Consider the following 21,612-nt stretch of genomic DNA (forward strand, 5'->3'; position numbering starts at 1 on the left):
TGACCAGGGCCTCCAGCAGCGGCGGGCCCAGGCAGAGCCGAAGGTCACGCCGTGCCGGTGCCTTTCTGTCCTGCCCTCCTGGTCCTCGCGTCAGTAGCGTGATGTGGTCGGCCGAAGGAGGGCGTGATGAGCAACGGGAGCCCGGAGCTGGCCGCCGAGCCCTACGCCGTGACTCACCTGACCCACTCCGGCGTGGTGTTCATGGTGGGCGACAGGGCCTACAAGCTGAAGCGCCCGATCCAGCTGGGCTTCCTGGACTTCACCGAGGTCGACCGGCGCCGCGAGGTGTGCCTGAGAGAGCTGTCGCTCAACCGGAGGCTCACCCCGGACGTCTATCTCGGACTGGGCGCCATCCAGGACCCGATCTCGGGTGCCGAGCCGGTCGTCGTGATGCGCCGGCTCCCGGCGGCTCGGCGGCTCGCCTCACTGGTTCGGCGGGGTGTCGACGTCGACGAGCACCTGGGTCGCCTCGCGCGGCAGCTGGCCATCTTCCACACGCACGCAGCGCGCAGCCCCGAGATCGGGGCCGAGGGCACCTGCGACGCGATCAGGCAGCGGTGGACCGACAGCTTCGACCAGGTCCGCGGCAGCGGCTCGATGCTGGATCCGGACGTGGTCGACGAGATCGAACGCCTGACGCTGCAGTTCCTCGACGGTCGATCGCGGTTGTTCGAGGCCCGTGTGGCCGCCGGTCGGGTGGTCGATGGACACGGAGATCTGCTCGCGGAGGACATCTTCTGCCTCGATGACGGTCCGCGGGTCCTCGACTGCTTGGAGTTCGACGACCGGTTGCGTCACCTGGACCAGCTCGACGATGTCTGCTGTCTAGCCATGGACCTGGAGCGGCTGGGTGCATCGTCGGCTGCCGCCTCGTTCATCGAGACCTACCTCGAGCTGACCGGCGATACCGCGCCGCCGGCGCTGCTCCATCACTTCATCGCTTACAGAGCCTTCGTGAGGGCCAAGGTCGGCTGTCTGCCGGGAGCCGCCGGAGCCATCGCCGACGCCGCGCTGCACGCGCGGCTCTGCCTCGACCACCTGCGGTGGGGTGCGGTTCGGCTGGTCGTGGTCGGAGGCGCGCCGGGCTGCGGGAAGACCACGTTGGCGGCCGGGGTGGCCGACCGGCTCGGCTTCGTCACCATCAACAGCGACCGGGTGAGGAAGGAGCTGGCGGGGGTCGACCCCGAGCGCTCGGCGTCCGACGCCTTCGGCGCCGGTCTCTACACGCCGGAGTGGTCACGGCGCACGTACGACGAGATGCTTCGCCGGGCCGGACTCCTGCTCTCCATGGGAGAGTCGGTAGTGCTCGACGCCACGTGGGGCCACGGCGAGCAGCGTCAGCAGGTCGTGGAGCTCGCCGACGACATCAGCGCAGAGCTCGTGGTCTTCGAGTGTGTCCTCCCCGCCGAGGAGGCCGATCGTCGGATCAGCGCACGGGTCGGCGTCTCCGACGCGGACGCCGACATCGCTCGGCGGCTACGCGACCAGATGACGCCGTGGCCCGGAGGCCATCGGGTCGACACACTCCGTGAGCCGCGGCAGTGCATCGAGTTCGTCTGTGCCGCCCTAGGACATGGCAGCCGTCCGCCTGTCCTGCGACGCCCACCGACGGTGCTCGACGTGCGCGAACCGTGACCAGAGCCCGCCTTCCGCCTCTGACCCTCTCGCACACTGCTGAACGTCCGATTCGAGGGCGCTCAGCGTACGACTGCCACGGAGCAGTGGGCGGCGTGGAGGACGGACTGGGTGGTGGACCCGAGCAGGAGCTCCGCGAACGCGTCCCGGCCCCGGTAGCCGACTGCGAGGAGCGAGGCCGCGGCGCTGCACTCGATGAGCACCTCAGCGGCTGGGCCGCTCACGACTTCTGTGAGGACGGATGTATCGGCTGATCCAGAACGGGACTCGGCGACCCACCGAGTCAGATGTTCGGCCGCGGTCTCGTGACGGGACGCCACGTGTCGGTGGCTCTCGCGCTGCCTCCCGGGCAACGAGTGAGCGGGGTAGGCGAAGACAGCGCTGACCCGTTCGTGGGTAACGGCTGCTCGCCTGGCCGCGAACCTGACAGCGGCGAGGCTCTCGGGGGATCCGTCGACACCGACAACGATTGCGTGCGCCTGTTTCAGGCGGGGTTCGCGAACGACGACGACCGAGCACGAGGCGTGGCGGGCGACGTGCTGGCTGGTGCTTCCTCCGAACGTCCCAGCGGCGAGACTGTGGCCGCGGCTGCCGAGTACCAACAGATCGGCCGAGCGGGACTCGGCAAGGAGGACGGGGACGGTGCTGCCGTGGACGACCCTCACCTCCCCGCGGATGAGGTCGTCTCGTCGGAGGGATCGCGTCGCCCTCGAGCGTCGCTCTTCGGCGATTCGCTCATTGACCTGGTGGAAGTCGCTCAGGATCGGGTCCATGTCGCTCACGGCGATCACCAGCTCGACCGACTGGCCGGAGAGGCGAGCGGTCGCAAGGGCCCACTCGACTGCTCGCTCGGCATCGGGGGTGGCGTCGTAGCCGACCACGATCCGCGCCACCTCCCGCCCCATTCACCCACGATCGCGGAACTCGATCGCAGGTGGCCAGGGTGCTTCGACATCATCGTCAGGACCTTCTGCCCTGGGGCTTCTGTCCGCGGGGATCGATCGTGGGCTCGTACGCACGCACACCTGAGGTCCCTATGCCGGTCACACCGCAAAGCAGACGATCTGAGCTGCCTCCGCCGGCGGACCGCGCGCACTCCCGTGGGAGAGGCGAGCAGCCAGTGGAACTCGGCCGCACCATTGCCGCGCTGGTCCTTGACTGGGACGGCACCGCGATCCCTCGTCGTCGTGCCTCCGCGGCAGCCTTGCGGGCCCGGCTCGAGAAGCTGTCCAGCCTGGGAGTGCACACGGCGGTGGTCAGCAGCGCGGACCTGAGCAGCATCGACGCACAGATCCGAGCCAGACCGCCGGGGCCCGGGCGCCTGCTCCTGGCTCTCAACCGGGGCTCAGAGCTCTTCGCGGTCGACGCCAGCGGTCCGGTGGTTCTCGCCAGGCAGGAGGAGGCCAGCGACATCACTCGTCGCCTGGACGCGGCCGTCGAGCAGGCGGCGGCGGCGCTGCGGGCCAGAGGACTGGCGGTCGTAGTTGAGCCGTGCCACCTGAACCGGAGAACGATCGACCTGATCCCAGGGCCGGACCTGGCCGATCCTGCGGACTCTCGGACCGGGGTGTTCGCCGGTGCCCTCCAGGATCGCCTGCGCCGTGGCGGGTTCACCTCGATCGCCCAGGTTGTCCGACTGGCGTCACAGGTCGCCGAGCAGTGTGGCGTGCCGCAACCGCGGGTCAGGTTCGACGGCGGGCACGTCGAGGTCGGTCTCACGGACATGTCGGACTCGATGCGACAGGTGCTCGGGGTTCTGGCGGAGGAAGGCGTGGCCGGCGAGCTGGTCCTGGTCGTCGGCGACGAGTTCGGTGCGCTCGGCGGGATGCCTGGGCGTGACGCATCCCTGCTCGTGCCGGAGGCCGTGGGAGTGCTGGCGATCTCGGTGGGTGCTGAGCCGAGCGGGGTGCCGGCCGGAGTCCGGCACGTTGGAGGAGGTTCTGCCGCGTTCCTGGGGATCGTCGATGAGCAGGTTCGCCGAGCCAGGCTGCGCCGTGTGCCCGAGATCTGTCGTGATCCCCGATGGACGATCGTCGAGCGCGGGGTCGATGTCGCCCGCCACCGCGTGACAGAGAGTCTCTTCACTGTCATATCCGGGGGGATCGGCCTACGGGGCTCAGTGGAGGAGACAACCGGCTACGGACATCCGCTGGTGGTGGCGAACGGTGTCTACCAGGGTCAAGGTGACGAGGCTGAGCTCTTGCGCGGCCCGGATGTCGTCGATGTCGCGATCGACCCTCCGGTGCAGGAGGACATCCGGATCCTCGATTTGCACACGGGGGTGCTGCACCGACGGGAGGTCGAGGACGAACATCGACCAGCGTTCCGTTCGTTGCGGTTCGGCAGCGTCGTCGAGCCCGGCGTCATCGGCATGCGACTCGAGGCCGGCAGAGGGCGTCTGCACCTGTCCGACCCGGAGGACGGGTGGCGGGACGGCTGGAGTGCGGTTCGGTCAGGTTCTGGAGGGATCGGCGCTGTGCGAGACCAGTTGGTCGTTCGGGACAGGGAGGTGGAGACGGTGCAGCGGATGCTTGCCCTGCACGGATCGCCGAGCGGCGAACCCAGTCGCACCGTGGCCGAGACAAGGCTGGCCCGCGCCCGCGCCCGTGGTTTCGAGCGCCTACTCGCCGCACAGCGTTCGACCTGGGCGCAACGGTGGAGACGCGTGGGCGTCGAGATCCCGGATGACCCCACAGTGGAGCTGGGCATTCGGTTCGCCCTGTTCCAGCTCTGGGGCCTCGCCGACGGCGACGCGGAGCTCGCCGTGGGAGCAAGGGGCCTCACTGGGAGCGGGTATGCGGGGCACGTCTTCTGGGACGCGGATGTCTTCGTACTCCCGGCCCTGGTCAGCATCGATCCTGCAGCGGCGACCGCCATGGTCAACTACCGGATCAACAGGCTCGACGCTGCTCGCGAGCGCGCACGGGCCGAAGGGCGAGGAGGGGCGAGGTTCCCCTGGGAGTCTGCGCACGACGGCCGGGACGTCACACCCGAGGTGGGCTCGGTCGGCGCAGAGAGCGTGCCGATCCTGACCGGGAGTCTCGAGGAGCACATCACGGCCGACGTGGCATGGGCCGCCGTGCGGAACGCGACGTGGACAAGGTCGAGTGGGAGGTTGACGAAGAGCGAGCGGGTGCTGCTGGCGGAGACCGCACGCTACTGGGTCTCGCGCATGCGGACAGACACCGATGGATCTCTCCACATCGACGGTGTCATCGGTCCTGACGAATACCACGAGAACGTGAATGACAACGCGTTCACCAATGTGATGGCTCGATGGAACCTGCGTTCGGCCGCACGGCGTGCGGCAGCTCCGGCAGGAGAACGGCGGACCTGGAGCGAACTGGCCGCCAGACTGGTCGACGGATACGACCGCGCCAGCGGTCTTTACGAACAATTCGACGGCTACCACTCCCTGGAGCCGCTGCTGGTACGTGATCTCGCAGACCCGCCGATCGCAGCTGACGTGTTGGCCGGGCGTGACCGGGTCGCCGCGTCGCAGGTGATCAAGCAGCCGGACGTCCTGATGATTCATCACCTGCTGCCCGAGGACGCGCAGCCCGGGTCACTTGCCGCGAATCTGGACTTCTACATGCCACGCACCGCCCACGGGTCATCCCTGTCCCCGGCGATCTCGGCGCTCCTGCACGCTCGGGCGGGGAGACCGGACGAGGCGGCGCAACTGCTCACGCTCAGCCTGCGCATCGACCTGGATGACCTGGGAGGGACAACGTCCGGCGGCGTCCACATCGGGGCGTGCGGCGGCGCGTGGCAGGCGGTCGTGCACGGGTTCCTGGGCGCCAGCGTGGCGAACGGGGTGCTGCGCCTCGACCCAGTGCTGCCGAGGGCATGGTCGAGGCTGGAAGCGCGGTTCCGGTGCATCGAGCGAGATGTGCGCGTAAGGGTCGACGGCGACCGGCTGACCGTCGACGCATCAGCAGGGCTGGCGGTGCAGGTCGCCGACAGTGTGGGCCTCCACGTGGCAACGGAGTCCGACGTCGTCTTCACCCAGGAAGGGAAGCGATGAGGTACCTGACTGCGGTGCTCGGCACCGATCCGGACAGCAAGGTTGTCGGGGCGGCAGAGGCGGTGGCGCATCTGCTCGGAGTGGGCATGAGACGGTTCACGATCCCCGGTGCGAGCGCGCAGGTCGATGTCGGCGACGAGATCGTGGCGGCCTTGGCGCAGGATGACGTGGCCGCGGGTGCACTCGGGGTCGAGGGCTCCAACCTCTGCTGGGACGTCGCGTGCCGGGTCTCGGCACCGCTCCTCGTGGTTCCGCCCGGCTGTGAACGGACGGCCGAACGGATCAAGAGGGTGCTGTTGCCGCTCGACGGGACGGCCGAGACCGCGGCAAGCGTCGCCGGAACCGCTCAGTGCGCGATCGACGCCGGGGCGGAGGTCGTGGCCATGCACGTCTTCGACGCCGGCACGGTTCCCGCATTCTGGGACCAGGCCGCGCACTCGGGGAAGGAGTGGCAGCAGGAGTTCGTCCGCCGTCAGCTGCCCACGGCCGTGAAGCTCGACCTCCTCAGGGGCCGCACTCCCGATGAGATGCTCCGGGAGGCCGGGCGCACGGGCGCGGATCTCATCGTGATCGGCTGGAAGCAGGACCTTGCACTGGGTAGGGCGGCCACCGTTCGCCGGCTGTTGACGGATGCGAAGGTGCCCGTGTTGCTGATCTCGACCCGGCAGTGACCCTTCACTCGTGAGAGTGACCTTCTCCTCTGCCGTCGGATGAGGTCGAGTGCTCAGGCTGGAGCATGCGTATCGGTCTGATCGCACCACCCTGGATCCCCGTCCCACCTCCCGGGTACGGCGGGACCGAGGCGGTGATCGGCAATCTGGCCCGCGGCCTGGCGAGGCGAGGCCATGACGTCCAGCTGTTCACGGTGGCGACCTCGACGTGTCCCGTGCAGCGGTACCACCTCTTCGCACGCCCGGCTGAACCCATGGGCATGGCTGCGGCTGAAGCGGCCCACGCGTTGGCCGCATACCAGCAGCTGGCGTCCGCCGACGTGATTCACGACCACACCGTCATGGGCCCTCTCATCGCCGGGCGCGTCGGGGTGCGCACGGGGCCGGTCGTCACGACGAACCACGGCCCGTTCGACGACGTGTCATTGCGCATCTACCGAGAGGCCTCACGGACCGCCGCAGTGATCGCGATCTCTCAGGACCAGGCCCGTCGTGCAGACGGTGTCCCGACAGTCGCGGTGATCCACCACGGCGTCGACCTGGATGAGCTGGCGTTCAGTCCGCGTGGAGGGGACCGACTGGTCTTCATCGGCCGGATGTCACCCGACAAAGGCGTCGTGGCCGCACTGCGGATCGCTCGGCTCGCCGGCCGGGCCTTGGTGATCGTCACGAAGATGCGCGAGCCGGCCGAGCGAGAGTATTGCCAGTCGCAGGTGGTACCTGAGCTCGGCCCGGACGCGATCATCGTCGAGGAGCCGCCGCTGAGCATCCGAACGGAGATCCTCGCGAACGCCGCAGCACTGCTGAACCCCATCGCGTGGGCCGAGCCGTTCGGGCTGGTGATGGCGGAGGCGTTGGCAGTCGGTACGCCGGTCATCGCGTTCCCCCAGGGGGCGGCCCCCGAGATCGTGACCGACGGGCAGACCGGCTTCCTCTGCCCGGACGTGGCGTCTGCGGTCACAGCAGTGTCTCGTCTCGCCAGGATCGATCGCCACGCGTGCCGGCGTGACGCCGAACGTCGGTTCTCGCTCGACAGGATGGCGGCGGATCACGAGCGGGTGTACGAGCAGCTGGTTCTCGACCCGGCACATCTCGACCCGGTCGAGCCGAGTGCCTGTGGAACCCCCCGTGCGGTGGAAATGCAGGACGTCTCGTGACGGGGCCGTGGGCCTACGCCGGTGCACCCGAACCTCTGGGCGACAGCGAGGTCACGCTGATGGAGGGGACGACGTTCTGCATCAGCGATCCTCTGGGCGATGTCGGCTCGCACCTCGCGAGTGGACTCTACGTGCGCGACTCACGGGTGCTGAGCCATTGGCGGCTGACGATGACGACCTGGCATCTGGAGCCGCTGCGAGTTCACCGGGAGACCCCGCATTCCGGAACCTTCCTGCTCTTGGCGCAGCCCGGGCCCGACACGGGCGGATCCGAGCTGTTGGTCACCCGTCGTCGCCTGGTGGGAGAAGGCATGCGCGAGGACTTCATGATCAAGAGCACGGGACCCGACCCGACGCGCCTGGAGCTGATGTTGGCGATCGATGCCGACTTCGCCGATCTCTTCGCAGTGAAGGATGGCCGGGCGAGCGGAGGGCCGGAACGGCGGATCGTGGTCACCGGCGAGAGCCTGGATCTGAGCACGGTGGTCGGAGACTCGGATCTCGGTGTCACCGTCACGTCGGATCCCCCCGCTGCCATCACCCCGTCGGGCCTACGGTGGGAAGTCGACCTCGACGGTCACGGGACCTGGACGTCCATGGTCCAGGTGGTCGTGCGCGTCCGTGGACGGAGGCTGGAGCCTCACCACGCGGCCGGGGTCGCACCCGAGCTGGCGGTGCCGGAGCGCCGACGCAAGGAGTTCCGGAGCAACGTGCCACGGCTGGTTACCGCAGACCGAGCTCTGGCCGACGCGATCGAGCGGAGCATCGACGACGTGGGCACCCTCAGGATCTTCGATCCCGACTCTCCGGCCAGCCCGGTGATCGCCGCTGGATCGCCATGGTTCATGGCACTGTTCGGACGCGACTCCCTGTTGACCTCAATGATGTGGCTGCCATTCGATCCCGGCCTCTTGGCGGGCACACTGACGACACTCGCAGCGCACCAGGGGACCCGGGTCGACCTCGCGACCGAAGAGGAACCCGGGCGGATCCTGCACGAGGTCCGGCTGGGTCCGGACGGGACACTCGCCCTGGGGGGCCGCAACGCCTACTACGGGACGGTCGATGCGACCCCGCTGTTCGTGATGGCCGTGGCGGAGCTGCTTCGCTGGCACCCGTCGACGATGTGGGCCGACCTGATCCCGCACGCCGACCGTGCACTGACGTGGATGCGCGAATTCGGTGACCGCGACGGTGATGGCTTCATCGAGTACGCCCGGTCCACCGATGCAGGGCTGGTGAACCAGGGCTGGAAGGACTCCTGGGACGGCATCAACTTCGCCGATGGCACGATCGCGCAGCCGCCGATCGCCCTGGCGGAGGTCCAGGCCTACGCCTTTGCCGCGTACGTGGCGCGTTCGGACCTGGCCGCGGCAACCGGTGATGACGTGACCGCCAGGCGGTGGCGTGGTCACGCCATGGAGCTCAAGTCGTCCTTCAACGAGGCCTTCTGGCTCCCGGACCGGGGCTGGTACGCCGTCGGTCTGGATCATGACAAGCGACCGATCGACGCCCTGACGTCCAACATCGGGCACTGTCTCTGGACCGGGATCGCCGATGACGACAAGGCGGCAAGGGTGGTCGAGCACCTGATGTCTCCGGAGATGTTCACCGGCTGGGGCATCCGCACCCTCGGTGCCGGTATGGGTGCCTTCAACCCGATGAGCTACCACAATGGATCGGTCTGGCCGCACGACACCGCGATCTGCGCGTCCGGGATGGCCCGCTACGGCTACCTGGACGAGGCCCAAGATGTGATGGTCGGCCTCGTGGATGCGGCGGCGTACTTCGCGGGGCGGCTCCCGGAGCTGTTCGGCGGGTTCTCACGGGGGGATCCATGGATCCCGGTGCCCTATCCGGCCGCTTGCTCACCGCAGGCGTGGGCGTCCGCAGCGCCCGTCCAGTTGCTGCGAGCGTTGCTGCGTCTCGAGCCGGCAGGGGCGGCGCTCGTGTGCAACCCCGCCTTGCCGGAACGCATGCTTCCGCTGACGTTGACCAACGTCGGATGTCGCGGAAGGCGCTACGACATCGAGGTCAACCGGGGCGAGTCGTACGTACGTGAGGGGGGCTTGCCGCGCTGAGTGCCTCCGTCGCCCACGGAGGCGGGGACCATGGACCCTGACAGCCCGGACCGGGGGGATGAGGCTGGTGGCCTGGGGTCATGGGATGGCTACCTCCGCCAGCTCCGCTCGACCCCCGTCGTGGGGCCCTGGGTCGACCACGAGAACGGGCACGGGCGATCGGCGCAGCACGGAGCGCGCCACGGACCCGAGGTGTGCAGAGAGGGGAAGGTGTGGAAGGCGGCGGCCCAGGACGAGAACCGAGGACTCGACGGCCAACCGCAGCAGGGCATCAGCGGGTCCCTCCACGGTGACCGTGAACTCAACCGGCACCTCGGGATGGTCGACCATGAGTCCGGCCAGAGCGGCCCTCAGTTGGCGGCGACGCCTCCGCGCCTCTGATGCGACCGCCAATCCTCCGAGCTCGGCACGCCCCCGGCTGTAGGCGTGGAGGACTCGCAGGCGCGCGTCGGCGCGCTCAGCGTGCTCGAAAGCCATGCGAACCACTTCGGTGGACGTCTCTGCGTCCTGGACCCCAACTGTCACCACCGGGGTTCGCATCGGCGGTGGCGGACGCCAGTCAGCAGGTACCACGGCAACCGGGGCATGGGCGCGCGCGGCGACCCCCTCCGTCGCGGAGGCGTTCGGGTGGTCCGGGTCCGTGCGGTGGTGCTGCACGACCACGAGGCAGCCGTGGCGGCTCTCGCTGACCAAGGTGGCGACGACGGGTCCCCGGCACAGCTCGGTGGTGACGGTGAGGGTGTCGTCGCGCAGCTCGCGCTCCAAGCGTGCCGCGAGCCCACCGAGCAAGTCGATACCGATCCGGTGCAGCTCGTCGTTCCTCGACGTCCCCGGCCGTTTCAGGCCTTGGCCGGCAAGGCCGCCTTCGGTAACCAGTGGGGCGACATGGAGCAGATGGAGGCCGCAGCATCGGCGGCGGGCCTCTTCCGCGGCGTAGACCAGAGCGGCCTCGCAGTCGGTCGACTCCACCCCGACGAGTACCTTTCGCGGGATCGACTCCCACATCATCGGGCCACCCCCTGGTGCCTCCGGCCGCTGACACGACCACTGTGCTGCGTGCTGGTCGTCAGGGGCAGGGTCTTTGGTCCACGGCCCTGGCGGCTACACGTCGAGACCGAGTTCGACGACGGCGTCGGCGACGCTCACGACCGTGGCGTTGTGGTTGCGGGCATGACGCCGGATGCGTTCGAAGGCCTGGTCGGGGCTGATCCGTCTCCTTGCGACCAGGACGCCCTTGGCCTGCTCGATGACCGCGCGGCTGTCGAGCGCGTGCTGCAGCTGTCGGTTGAGTTCGGCATCTCGGTGGCGCTGGGACGCGTTGATCAGGTAGACGGTCGCCATGTCGGCCATGACCGCGGCTGCGGCGAGGTCATCCCCGGACCAGTCCCGCCGGACGTCGGCGTACAGGTTCACCGCGCCGATGGTCAGCTCACCCACCCGCATCGGGAGCGCTGCCACGGCGACGATGCCGACGCGGGAGGCCGCGGCGCAATAGTCGGGCCACAGGTCGCGTTGGGTGGTCAGCTCGGGAATGGCCACAACCTGGCCGGTCTTGAACGCAGTCACGCATGCGCCGGCCTGCACATACTCCTGGGTGCGTTCGAGCTCCGCGACCGCGGCGCCGTGGGCGATGCCCATCTCCAGCCAGTCGTCGCGGCCCAGACCCACGCCGCTGCCGGCGGAAGCCGAACGGGAACCCTTGCCGCTGTGGACATGACGGGGCTAACTTGGCGGGGTTCGCATTCTCGGTCCTTGCTCCTGATCCCGGCGGGACGTCGAGCACTCGCCCCGGACCCCGGCTTGGCTCATCGCGTGCCCTGGGGAGGGATCATGTCGTCGACGGAGCCCATGCGGGCCATCGCCTTGGAGCCGGGTTCCTGGCCGGGATCGGCCGGGCAGAGACGAGTGGCTCGGCTGATCCCAGCCCGATCACCGCAATGGGTCGTGGTCGAGGTGGTGCGGACGGCGTTGGAACCGTCCTGGGCACCCATCGACGCTGCCCTGGCCCTGCTGGCCGACGTCGACGATCACCACGTGTTGTGCCGTGCTCGGGCACGGTTGCGCGGGGCCGCCGAGGAAAGGATGACCCTGTGCCTGGCGCGGGCGCTGGCGACGCTGAACGTGGCGATCGGCCTGCTGGATCACGAGGGTGACGTTGCTGCGACCAATGCCCATGCCGCCCGTGGTGGGGCGAGGTCGGCGCCGTGAGCGGGTCGAGCACGCCCGCGGCACGGTCACACGCTGGAGGGGCGGGTCGATCCGAGAAGGCGGGTCGGTCCGAGGGGGACTCCACGGTGCCCGTGGCCGTTCTGGTCGACCCGCCCGACCTGCTTCGTCACGAGCGCGAGCGGATCGCGCGTGACCTGCTCGCCGTGGCGCTCGGGCAACTGAGCGGGCTCGGTTTCGAACTGTCGTCCATCAGACAGTTGCCCGCCCTCAGCGACGGCGGTGGCCTGGTCGACGAGCGGATCCGCACCGTGATCGAGGCCCTGGACTCCCTGAGCCGAGAGCTACGGAACATGGTGTTCGACATCCTCGGCAGGAACGACCTCGACCTGGATACAGATACCGCGCTGGGGGTCCTTCTGGACCACACCGCAACCCAGATGGACGCCGAGGTCGACCTCTCGGTGGACGGACAAGCACCACCGGAGGCAGCGTGCTGAGACGGCGGGCGGCCTACTGAGGCCGACCTGAGGGGGGGTCCACCGGCAGCGCACGGGGTTCCCAGGCACCATCCGTCGATGCCGCGGTCAGACGTGACGTCAGTAGTCTCGAAGGTATGACCGACCTCGGCGTGATCACACGCGGACACGTCCTGGCCGCGACCGCCGAGTGCGATCGGGTCGGCACTGAACACTTCATGAGCCACTACGGCTTTGGGCGCGCCCGTGAATACCTGCTGGTACTCAACGACCGCGACTACGACTCCCAGGCGATTCTCGGGGTGGCCCACCGCTACGCCGCCGGGCGGGCGCTCGAGGCGGATGAGCTCGCCGGAGGCCGGAGCAGGGCAGCGGAGGTCCTCCGCGAGCTGGGCTTCGATGTGTCCGGACCCGATGTGTCCGGCCGGTTCGGCGCCGACGACGACGAGCAGTGGCGCGACGCCGCGGACCTGGACGCCGACGAGGCGCGCGCCGCCTGGGCCCTCGCCGCGCGCGACTCCCTGGCCGACGTGGCGCGCAGCTATCGGGCCGTGATCACGCACAAGGAGCTCGCGACGCTCGTCCAGGAGCGCACCAGGATCTCGACCAAGCAGCTCAGCCAGCACTGGATCGGCGACGTGCTGGCCCGGGTCGCCATCGACTGCGCCGCACGCGACGAGCCCAACCTCGCGTCCCTGTGCGTCAACTCCCAGGGCAGTGTGGGCGACGCCTATGCCGTGGCCGTCGAGAAGGCGACCGGAGTGGTGCCGGCCGACGGCGACGTCCACGCGGCCGACGAACGGCTGGAGTGCTACCGCTTCCACAAGGCGGTGCGGCTCCCCGAGGACGGTGGCACCGCGGCGCTCACCCCGCGCTTGGCTTCCTCCAGGGCGCGGGCCCGCAAGGTCGCCCGCGAGGCCGTGCCGGTCAACACCTGCCCGACCTGCTTCATGGCCATTCCGGCGACCGGGGTGTGCGACAACTGCGGCTGAGGAACCCCGAGGTTTCGTGACGGCGCCCGGGCCCGGCTGGGACACTGGGCCGGTGGGACGTCGTACGGGGACCTCGCTCGCTGCTGCGCTGAGCGCCGTCATGCTGCTGGGCGCGTGTGGGGGTGACGAGACCAGGATCCTGCCGCCCGAGGTGGACACCGTCGAGGCGGTGACGCCGACCTTCGACGGCAGCCTGGAGCCGGCGGCCGCGGTGCTCGCGCTCGTGCCGCAGAACGTCGCGACGCTGACGGTCACCGACTTCGAGCAGGTCCGGCTGCAGATGGGCGTGCCCGATCTCTCGAGCGAGGACAAGCGCAAGGACCGGGACGCCTTCTGGGCCCGCGCGGAGGCCGAGCGACCACTGCTCTCGACGGGGATGCTGCGCCCGATCGAGCCGAAGCTCAGGCAGGAGTTCGGCCTCACCCAGCTGGACGTCGACTGGGAGGCGCACCTCTACGACGAGTCCGGGAACGAGACTGGCTTCGTCATCGCGTTCCGCGACGGCACCGACATGACCGCCGTCTCCAGCGCCGTCGAGGCCGGGTTCGTCGCCCTGCAGGGAGCCTCGGTCGACGCCGCCCGCGGACTGGTGACGCTCGGGACGACGACCGACGGCGACGAGAGCCTGGCCGCCGACGAGTCGGCCCGGTCGCTGGTGGGGCTGCCTGCCAACGCGACGTACCTCTCGCGCGGCTGCATCGACGAGCCGGGGGCCGTCGATGTCGACGAGCTCGAGGTCTACTCGGTCCAGTTCGAGGGCACGCTCGCCACGGCCCGGCTGGGCGAGGACCGGATGGACCTCTTCACGCGGATGCGGATGGGCGAGGGCGTGCCGGCGTTCGAGGCCGCCTTCGAGGGCGGGGTCGCCGACCCGGCCACCGGCCGGATCGGCTATGTGATGACAGATCCCGCGGCCGCCGCTGCGATGGCCCTGGCCAGAGAGCTCCCGTTCACGGCCTGCGCCTAGCGGATGCTTAGGACGCCTCGAACGCCTCGAACGCCTCGAACTCCGTGGCGTCGTGGGCGCTGAAGATGGTCAGCTCCGGGTGGGCCTCCGTCTGGAGGTCCCGCAGCCGGTCCTGGTTGTGGTGGCGGTCCCGCCTGTCGACCTGGACGAGACCCTGGAACGCCCGTAGGCCCGGCGGGCAGGTGCGCGGCGTGTCCTTCTCGCCGTGGAAGAAGTAGCTGTCCCCGGCGTGCAGCAGCCACCGCTCGCCGTCGCGGACCGCGACGCCGCAGTGTCCGTGGGTGTGACCGCGCAGCGGCACGAGCAGGACGTCGTCGCCCAGGACCGTCACGGAGTCGAAGCCGAACCACTCGTCCCCGCGCGCCCGGTGTCGCACCCAGGCCGGACCGTGGGCCCACTGGGCACTGACGTAGCGGGCTCGCTCCCGGAGCGGCGGCGCCAGCGCGCGGTCGAGCTCGTCCTCGAAGACGTGGACGCGTGCATGCGGGAAGTCGCCGATGCCGCCGGCGTGGTCGAGGTCGAGGTGGGTGAGCACGATGTCGGTGACGTCGTCGGCTCGGTGGCCGAGCGCGGTCACCTGCGCCAGCGCGGTCTCCTTCGGGTCGAGCACCGGACCGACGGCGGCGCGGAAGGGCTGGCCGAGGCGCTTCGGGTTCGCCAGGTCGGCGGTGCCGAGGCCGGAGTCCACAAGCAGCAGGCCTTCGGGGCGCTCGACGAGCAGGCAGTGCGCGACCAGCCGCGAGGGCATCAGTCGGCCGCCGAGGGTGCCGAACGGCTTCAGCGTCGCGCAGTTGAGGTGGTGGACCGTCACGGCGCGATCCTGTCAGGTGCGGCCCGGTCAGGTGTGGAGCGGCGTCACCGCCAGCGGTCGACCCCGGTCCAGGACCGTCCGTCGTCGTCGGAGGACAAGGTCCCCATGACCAGTCGGTCTCCGACCACGCTCAGGGGTCCCATGAAACCGGTATCGATCGTCCAGGAGATGCCGCCCGTGTCGTGGACGAGGGTCCACTCACCCTCCTCGAGGGAGTCGAGCCGCCAGATCCGGGTGCGGGCACCCGCGGGGACCTCGGCGATGGACCGCATGAGGATGGTTCCCTCCGGGGTGGCCAGCACGTCGATCACCATCTCCGAGGTCGAGTCAGCGGGGTACCGCTGCTCGATGGTCCGCCACCTCGCTCCGAGGTCGTCGCCGACGAAGAACCGCATGAAGCCGTCCCCTCGCCCGTGCGCCCAGTAGAGGAGATCGCCCTCGTCGGCGCCCAGGACCGCACCGGCTCTCAGCTCGGTGGGATGGCCGTCGACCAGGGTCCTCGACCTGCGCTGGCCGTCGTCGTACCACCACGCCAGGAGCGGATCCGCACGCGAGGCGATCACTTCGCGACCCCAGGGCTCCGTCCCGGTCGCCGGGTTGACCGCGGACAAGGTGCTCGTCGCGGTGCCGCTCCACGCACCTCGTCGCTCGTACACGATCTCGTCGTCGACGTCGACGGCGCACCAGGTGCTCTGCTCCTCCCCGGACAGGCACACGAACCAGCGTCGCGGCTCCGCGACGTCCACGTCGGAGACGACCCGAGTGAGCCGGACCGACGAACCGTCCTCCCGGATCAGCCACTCGCCACCGTTGGAGTCATCCACGACCAGCAGCACCCCCGGGGCCGGGCTGTGCACGTAGAACGGGCGGGCGGCGCCCATCGGCGGCCGCCGGTAGGTCGCCGTCCTCCAGCCGTCCGTGGTGACGGCCATGGCGTTGAACCACGGACGCCTGCCCTCAGGGTCGGCCGGGCACCAGGTGCACTCCGCCGTCCACACCGAGAGCATGAAGTTCGGGTCGTCGGCGGACACCCCGGAGAACCGGAGCTGCGCGTTGTCGGCGTGCACCACCTCGCGCGGCCGCATCGCGGTCTCGGACGCGTGGCTGGGGGCATCGTCCGGCGACGGAGCGGGCGTGACCTGGGGGGTGGGCGACGGCGAGACCGGCGTGACCGGGTCGGGGAGCGACCGGTCCCGGTCCGCGGTGCCCAGGGCCACCGCGCCCCCCGCTACCAGGAGGGCGGCGGCGAGCCCGGTGCCGACGGTGGTGACCGCGGCGCGCCGGTCGCGGCGGCGCGCCGTCTCCTCCAGGAGGGCCAGCGCCGGCGGCTGCATCCGGTCGCCCAGCGAGCGCAGCGTGTCGAGGTCACGCATGACGGGGCTCCTCCCGGTCGAGACGGGGCTCGTCCACGCGGTCGTCGAGGAGTCCGGCCAGGCGCTCGCGGGCGCGGGACAGCCGGGACTTGACGGTGCCCTCGGGAATGCCGAGCTCGGCAGCGATCTGGCCGACGCCGAGGTCGGCGAGGTGGTGGAGCACGACCACGTGGCGCTGCTGGTCGTCGAGGTCGGCCAGCGCACGGACGATGGCGACGTGCTCGGGACCCACCTCCACGTCGGCCTGCGGTCCTGGCACCTTCACCTCGTAGCGGCGGACGACCAGCGCATGCCGCCACCCGCCACGGATCCGGTTGACTGCGACGGTGCGCAGCCACGCCTCGGGGTTGTCGACCGCGGCAACCGCCCGCTGCTTGCGGATCGCGGTGACGAAGGCTTCCTGGACCGCGTCCTCCGCATCGGCCAGGTCACCGCACAGCGCGTAGAGCTGGACGACCAGTCGCCGGTAGGACGCGGTGTACAGCGCGTCGATGTCCAGCGTCCCGCCCATGCCTCACCTCGTTCCGCCGCCGTGCTCTCGACAGGACGAGGCGCGACGGGCGGTCTTGGTTCCCGCATCGTCGCCGAAATGTGCGAGTGGGCGGAAGGGCGGCAGGTTCAGCCGGCGTGCAGGCTCCTGGCGGTGGGCGACTTCTCGACGGTGGCCGGGTCCGGGTAGGTGCCGAACAGCCGGTCGGCCGTGCCGGCGCTGGTGACGGTGAACCAGTAGTGCTCGTTCTTGTAGTGGTGCAGCCGGTGGTTGCGCCACACCGAGCGGTACCACGCCGACTTCGGCCGGTAGTCGCTGTGCACGAGGTAGTGGGTCCACTCGTAGCCGGCCTTGGTCGCATAGACCGACACCAGGAGGGTCAGGGCGCTGGACGTCGTGGGCATGGCGAGGAGCGCGACGACGACGTACGCCGGCAGCAGCCAGACCAGAGCCCGCCACGGGATGAAGACCAGCGGCAGGTCACGCGGGTCGGCGTGGTGGGCGCGGTGGTCGCGGGCCAGCAGCGAGTCGATGGTGACCGGGCCCAGGGAACGCGGGCGCCAGTGCAGGATCACGACGTGGATGACCCACTCGATGACCGGGAAGAGGGCGATGAGCCCGACCGGGATCAGCAGCTCCCACCACGCACCGCCACCCTGCCCTGAGATCGGCACAGCGACGCGGGCGGTGACCGCGGCGAGCAGGAAGGCGCCGATCATCCACGGGCTCGGGTGGCGCACGAACTCCGCCCACGCCTGGCCGAGGGTCAGGCTGCGGCGGCGCGCGGCGGGGGACTCGTCGGCGGCGAGCCGCTGCGCGGCGAGCTGCTCGATCTCTGCCCCCGAAATCTGGCGCAGGGCCTTGGTCATGACTTGTCCTCCAGGGCGGCGAGTGCGTCGATGAGGTGTTGGGTGGCCGGGCGCAGCACCCGGTCGGCGGCCGCGCGCGCGACCTCGGGGTCACCGGCGCCGATGGCCGCGGTCAGCAGCCGGTAGGCCTCGGTCTGGCCGACCTCCTCGGCCATCACGGGGGCGAGCGCCTCGAGGGCCGGCTCGTAGGCCGCGCGGAGGCTGTTGAACATCAGGCGGAACACGATGGAGTCGGCCGCGTCGACCACCTGGTCCCAGTATTCGAGGGCGTGCACCTGCCGCTGCACGTCGTCGTCGGTGGCCGCGAGCCGGTCGGTCGTCTCGGTGAGCAGGGCTGCCAGCGCCGGGCCACCGCGGGTGGCGGCCAGCGCGGCCACGCTGGGCCCGACGGCGAGCCGGGCCTCGAGGATGCTCCGGGCGACGGCGGGGTCCAGCTCGCCGTGGCGGACGAGCAGCCGGGCGAGCAGGTCGAGCCCGGCGTGCCGCTTGTAGTCGCGCACGGTCGTCGCGCCGCCGTGGCGGACCTGGACGAGCCCGGTCTGGGCCATCCGCTGCAGCGCCTCGCGTACGGCGGGCCGGGACACCCCCAGTACCTCGGCGAGCCGGCGCTCACTGGGCAGCGGGTCGCCGACGGGGATCTCCCCGTCCACGACCTCGGCCAGGACCTGGTCGAAGACCTCGTCCGGCACCGAGCGGCGTACGACTGGTTGCAGAGCCATGCCCCTTACCGTAAGACGGCCAATGGTCTGAGGTCAAGTGGTCTTACCAGTCAGATTCGGCCGTAGGCTGGGAGGCGTGCCGCCAGCCCTCGCCCCGCGTCTGTGGTGGGGACACCTGCTCGCGGTGGTGCTGGTGGCCGCCGCGGCGACCTTGGGCTACTGGCAGCTCGAGGCGTGGCAGGAACGCCGGGAGGCCGAGGCGCGGGACCTGACCCAGTCCGATCCGGTGCCGATCGCCGACGTCCTCGGCCCGGACGACCCCTTCCCGGGCGACCGGGTCGGGCAGCCGGTGACCGTCAGCGGCACCTGGCTGGCCGACGGCACGGTGTTCGTGTCCGGCCGGGAGCGGGCCGGCACGGACGGCTACTGGATGGTGACCCCGCTCGGGCTGGCCGACGGCGCGGCCGTCCCGGTCGTGCTCGGCTGGGTCGCCGCCCCGGACGCCGCACCGTCGACGCCCGTCGGCGACGCGGAGCTCGTCGGCTGGCTCCAGCCCTCCGAGGGGGGAACGGCCATCGACGAGGACCCCTCCGACGACGTGCTCCCGCAGCTGCGCACCGCCGACCTGGTGCAGCTCGTCGACCAGGACCTCTACGGGGCCTACGCCGTCGCTCGTGACGGCATCGCCGGACTGCCCGCCGCCGACCTGGCCCAGCTGCCGGAAGTGGGCCGCTTCACCGCGCTGCGCAACCTGCTCTACGCCGTCGAGTGGTGGTTCTTCGGCGCCTTCGCGCTGTTCATCTGGTGGCGCTGGGTCCGGGACGCGACGTACGTGCCGCAGGACGTGGCTGCCGATGACTCTGCTGACCCAGCCCCCGATACCGTGACCGCGTGATGTCCAGGTGAACCGCCTCTTCGTCAGCTACCGGGTCCTCGCCTACGTCGTGGGGGTGCTGCTGGCCTTCTGCTCCTTGGTGGCGCTGCCCCTGAAGTACCTCCCGGCCGAGGGCACGGACCTCCAGCGGTTCGGTGAGGACGCCAGCATCATGTGGGTGGCGCACGGCTGGATCTTCATGGTCTACGTCGTGGTCGCGTTCCTGCTGTCGCGCCGGGAGGACTGGACGGTCCAGTTCACGCTCCTCGTGCTGGCCGCCGGGCTGATCCCGCTGCTCATCTTCTTCGTGGAGCGCGTGGTGACGCAGCGGGTGGTCGCCGCGCACGCGGACGACCTGGCCCACGACACGGTCGACCAACGACTGAGGTGAAGACGGCCTTCGTCCTCGGCGGTGGCGGGGTGCTCGGCGCCGTGGAGGTCGGCATGCTGCGCGCGCTGCTCGAGCGCGACGTCGTCCCGGACCTGGTGCTGGGCACCAGTGTGGGGGCGCTCAACGGCGCGCTGGTGGCCCGCCAGCCCGACCTGGGCGTGGTGGACCGGCTGATCGAGCTGTGGTCGATGGCCGGCGAGGCCGGCAAGGAGGTCTACGGCGACAAGCCGTTGCGGACCGTGCGCCGGGCGGTCTCCTCGGGCACCCACATCTACTCCGCCAAGCCGCTGCGCCAGCGACTCGAGGACGAGCTGGGCGACGTCACCTTCGAGGAGCTGCCGGTCACGCTCGAGGTGTGCGCGGCCAGCATCGAGCGGGCCGCCGAGCACTGGTTCACGACCGGACGGGTGGTCGACGCCGTGGTGGCGAGCGCGGCCGTCCCCGGCCTGCTGCCGCCGGCCAAGGTCGGCGACGAGCACTTCCTCGACGGCGGCATCGTCAACTCGATCCCGCTCGGACGAGCCGTCGCCCGCGGCGCCGACCGGGTCTTCGTCCTGCAGGTTGGCCGGATCGACCGGCCGCTCACCGTGCCCAAGCGACCGTGGGAGGTCGCCCGCGTCTCCTTCGAGATCGCCCGCCGGCACCGGTTCCAGCGCGAGCTCGCCGAGCTGCCCGAGTCGGTGGAGTGCCACATCCTCCCGGCCCGGGGGACCTCGAGCCGCGACGACACCTGGCTCGGGACCCGCGACTTCAGCAGCGTCCAGGACCGGATCGACGCGACGTACGACGCCTCCCGGGCCTACCTGGAGGAGCACCTGTGACCAGCCGCGCCAGCCTGCTGCGGCGGCTGGTCCTGGCGCCGGCCCTGGTCGGGCTGGTCGGGATGCTGTTCGTGTTCCTGCCGCTGTGGCTGCTGGCCGCGGCCGCGCTCTCACCACTGCTCCCCGGTCGCTGGCGGGCGCTGCGGCTGCTGTGGATCTTCGTCATGTACGCCGTGATGGAGGCGCTGCTGCTGGTCGTGCTGTGCGGGTTCTGGTTCGCCACCGGCTTCGGGCGGACCGTGCGCTCGGCGTACTGGCAGGGCATCCACTACGACCTGGTCGAGGGCGTCATGTGGGTGTTCTTCCGGGAGGCCAAGCGGGTCCTCAACCTCGAGATCGTCACAGACGGCCCCAGCCCCGACGCCCATCCGGGACTGCCGATCCTGGTGTGCTGCCGCCACGCCGGGCCCGGCGACTCGTTCGTCCTCATCCACGCACTGATGCACTGGTATGGGCGCGAGCCCAGGGTGGTCCTCAAGAACACCCTGGCCTGGGACCCGGCCATCGACATCCTGTTGCACCGCATCCCGGCCCGCTTCATCACCCCGGCCGGGGGTGTGGGACTGGAGGAGCAGATCGCCGAGCTGGCCACCGGGCTCGACGAGAACGACGCGTTCGTGATCTTCCCCGAGGGCGGCAACTTCACCGAGGGACGGCGCACCCGCGGCATCGAGCGGTTGCGCAAGCTGGGACTCGACCGGATGGCCGAGCGGGCCGAGGCGATGACCAACGTGCTGGCGCCCCGTCCGGGCGGGTTCCTCGCCGCCTTGGACGCCGCGCCGGAGGCCGACGTGGTGCTGGTCGCGCACACCGGCCTGGACCACGTGCTCACCGTCGGTGACATCTGGCGGGAGCTGCCGATGGACAAGCGCATCGTCATGCGCTGGTGGAAGGTCGCGCGCTCGGAGATCCCCGAGGACCGCGACGACCGGATCGAGTGGCTGTTCGGCTGGTGGGAGCGGATCGACGTCTGGATCAGCGAGCAGGGCGAGCGCAGCGAGCCCGCGAAGCGGCGGTGGTCGAGGAGGTCGCGCTAGCGACCGTCACGAGACCAGGTGAGGCGCGGCTGGGACTCAGCTCCGCGCGGATCACCTTCCAGCCCCGGCTTCCGTGGTTTCGAGACGCGTCACTCACCCCGCTCGCAAGCTC

At 70.4% G+C, this 21,612-nt stretch carries 21 protein-coding genes; 13 read left to right on the plus strand and 8 right to left on the minus strand.

Translation table 11 applies throughout. The features are described 5' to 3' along the window. The first annotated feature begins 126 nt into the window (after positions 1-126). Complete coding sequence (locus tag ACYVC6_RS02100; protein ID WP_460710471.1) at positions 127-1,635, plus strand: bifunctional aminoglycoside phosphotransferase/ATP-binding protein; 1,509 nt, start codon at positions 127-129, stop codon at positions 1,633-1,635. A 62-nt stretch (positions 1,636-1,697) separates the two neighbouring features. Here ACYVC6_RS02100 and ACYVC6_RS02105 read toward each other — a convergent pair whose 3' ends face one another. Then, positions 1,698-2,540 carry a universal stress protein gene (locus ACYVC6_RS02105; protein ID WP_460710473.1) on the minus strand — a complete coding sequence of 281 codons (843 nt, stop codon included), beginning with the start codon at positions 2,538-2,540 and terminating at the stop codon, positions 1,698-1,700. A 29-nt stretch (positions 2,541-2,569) separates the two neighbouring features. Here ACYVC6_RS02105 and ACYVC6_RS02110 point away from each other — a divergent pair, with 29 nt between their 5' ends. The 4 genes from ACYVC6_RS02110 to ACYVC6_RS02125 all read left to right on the plus strand — a co-directional run bounded on the left by ACYVC6_RS02110 (position 2,570) and on the right by ACYVC6_RS02125 (position 9,571). After that, entirely contained in the window at positions 2,570-5,662 is a 3,093-nt protein-coding gene (locus ACYVC6_RS02110) for a glycosyl hydrolase family 65 protein (RefSeq protein ID WP_460710475.1), read from the plus strand. Continuing rightward, positions 5,659-6,333 (plus strand): universal stress protein, encoded by a 675-nt coding sequence (locus ACYVC6_RS02115; RefSeq protein WP_460710477.1) that lies wholly within the window; start codon positions 5,659-5,661, stop codon positions 6,331-6,333. Before ACYVC6_RS02110 ends, ACYVC6_RS02115 begins: the two co-directional genes overlap by 4 nt. Positions 6,334-6,398: 65 nt before the next feature. Beyond that, the gene (locus ACYVC6_RS02120; protein ID WP_460710479.1) at positions 6,399-7,490 is read left to right on the plus strand and encodes a glycosyltransferase family 4 protein; all 1,092 of its coding nucleotides are present in this window, start codon (positions 6,399-6,401) and stop codon (positions 7,488-7,490) included. Continuing rightward, a complete protein-coding gene (locus ACYVC6_RS02125; protein ID WP_460710481.1) occupies positions 7,487-9,571 on the plus strand; it encodes an amylo-alpha-1,6-glucosidase in 2,085 nt (694 codons plus the stop codon). The genes ACYVC6_RS02120 and ACYVC6_RS02125 overlap by 4 nt, the downstream gene beginning before the upstream one ends. Before the next feature lie 78 nt (positions 9,572-9,649). Here ACYVC6_RS02125 and ACYVC6_RS02130 read toward each other — a convergent pair whose 3' ends face one another. Together ACYVC6_RS02130 and ACYVC6_RS02135 are read right to left on the minus strand one after the other, a co-directional pair. After that, positions 9,650-10,576 (minus strand): universal stress protein, encoded by a 927-nt coding sequence (locus ACYVC6_RS02130; RefSeq protein WP_460710484.1) that lies wholly within the window; start codon positions 10,574-10,576, stop codon positions 9,650-9,652. 96 nt (positions 10,577-10,672) lie between these two features. Continuing rightward, the gene (locus tag ACYVC6_RS02135; RefSeq protein ID WP_460710486.1) at positions 10,673-11,239 is read right to left on the minus strand and encodes an ANTAR domain-containing protein; all 567 of its coding nucleotides are present in this window, start codon (positions 11,237-11,239) and stop codon (positions 10,673-10,675) included. A gap of 276 nt (positions 11,240-11,515) precedes the next feature. Here ACYVC6_RS02135 and ACYVC6_RS02140 point away from each other — a divergent pair, with 276 nt between their 5' ends. The 4 genes from ACYVC6_RS02140 (at position 11,516) to ACYVC6_RS02155 (ending at position 14,175) form a co-directional block, all read left to right on the plus strand. Further along, the gene (locus ACYVC6_RS02140) at positions 11,516-11,779 is read left to right on the plus strand and encodes a hypothetical protein (RefSeq protein ID WP_460710488.1); all 264 of its coding nucleotides are present in this window, start codon (positions 11,516-11,518) and stop codon (positions 11,777-11,779) included. An 86-nt stretch (positions 11,780-11,865) separates the two neighbouring features. Further along, complete coding sequence (locus ACYVC6_RS02145; protein WP_460710490.1) at positions 11,866-12,237, plus strand: sensor histidine kinase; 372 nt, start codon at positions 11,866-11,868, stop codon at positions 12,235-12,237. A 116-nt stretch (positions 12,238-12,353) separates the two neighbouring features. Next, positions 12,354-13,208 (plus strand): hypothetical protein, encoded by an 855-nt coding sequence (locus ACYVC6_RS02150; RefSeq protein WP_460710492.1) that lies wholly within the window; start codon positions 12,354-12,356, stop codon positions 13,206-13,208. A gap of 52 nt (positions 13,209-13,260) precedes the next feature. Then, positions 13,261-14,175, plus strand: a complete 915-nt coding sequence (locus ACYVC6_RS02155; RefSeq protein ID WP_460710494.1) for a hypothetical protein — start codon at positions 13,261-13,263, stop codon at positions 14,173-14,175. Between the two features lie 7 nt (positions 14,176-14,182). On the opposite strand, the gene ACYVC6_RS02160 is transcribed toward ACYVC6_RS02155, so the two are convergent. The 5 genes from ACYVC6_RS02160 to ACYVC6_RS02180 form a co-directional block, all read right to left on the minus strand. After that, entirely contained in the window at positions 14,183-14,986 is an 804-nt protein-coding gene (locus ACYVC6_RS02160; RefSeq protein ID WP_460710496.1) for an MBL fold metallo-hydrolase, read from the minus strand. Between the two features lie 44 nt (positions 14,987-15,030). After that, positions 15,031-16,359, minus strand: a complete 1,329-nt coding sequence (locus ACYVC6_RS02165; RefSeq protein ID WP_460710498.1) for a hypothetical protein — start codon at positions 16,357-16,359, stop codon at positions 15,031-15,033. Beyond that, a complete protein-coding gene (locus ACYVC6_RS02170) occupies positions 16,352-16,870 on the minus strand; it encodes an RNA polymerase sigma factor (protein ID WP_460710500.1) in 519 nt (172 codons plus the stop codon). The genes ACYVC6_RS02165 and ACYVC6_RS02170 overlap by 8 nt, the downstream gene beginning before the upstream one ends. 107 nt (positions 16,871-16,977) lie before the next feature. Further along, positions 16,978-17,718, minus strand: coding sequence for a sterol desaturase family protein (locus ACYVC6_RS02175; protein WP_460710502.1), 741 nt, complete (start codon positions 17,716-17,718; stop codon positions 16,978-16,980). Then, positions 17,715-18,437 carry a FadR/GntR family transcriptional regulator gene (locus tag ACYVC6_RS02180; RefSeq protein WP_460710504.1) on the minus strand — a complete coding sequence of 241 codons (723 nt, stop codon included), beginning with the start codon at positions 18,435-18,437 and terminating at the stop codon, positions 17,715-17,717. Before ACYVC6_RS02180 ends, ACYVC6_RS02175 begins: the two co-directional genes overlap by 4 nt. Positions 18,438-18,513: 76 nt before the next feature. On the opposite strand from ACYVC6_RS02180, the gene ACYVC6_RS02185 reads away from it, so the two are divergent. From ACYVC6_RS02185 to ACYVC6_RS02200, 4 genes are read left to right on the plus strand one after another with little or no spacing between them, the layout of a single operon-like run. Beyond that, positions 18,514-19,272: an SURF1 family protein gene (locus ACYVC6_RS02185; RefSeq protein ID WP_460710506.1), complete on the plus strand. Its 759-nt coding sequence runs from the start codon at positions 18,514-18,516 to the stop codon at positions 19,270-19,272. Positions 19,273-19,279: 7 nt separating this feature from the next. Continuing rightward, positions 19,280-19,642: a DUF3817 domain-containing protein gene (locus tag ACYVC6_RS02190; protein ID WP_460710508.1), complete on the plus strand. Its 363-nt coding sequence runs from the start codon at positions 19,280-19,282 to the stop codon at positions 19,640-19,642. Beyond that, positions 19,639-20,463: a patatin-like phospholipase family protein gene (locus ACYVC6_RS02195; RefSeq protein ID WP_460710510.1), complete on the plus strand. Its 825-nt coding sequence runs from the start codon at positions 19,639-19,641 to the stop codon at positions 20,461-20,463. Before ACYVC6_RS02190 ends, ACYVC6_RS02195 begins: the two co-directional genes overlap by 4 nt. Further along, entirely contained in the window at positions 20,460-21,500 is a 1,041-nt protein-coding gene (locus tag ACYVC6_RS02200) for a 1-acyl-sn-glycerol-3-phosphate acyltransferase (RefSeq protein WP_460710512.1), read from the plus strand. Before ACYVC6_RS02195 ends, ACYVC6_RS02200 begins: the two co-directional genes overlap by 4 nt. Positions 21,501-21,612: the final 112 nt, after the last annotated feature.

It is taken from the genome of Nocardioides dilutus, assembly GCF_054779555.1.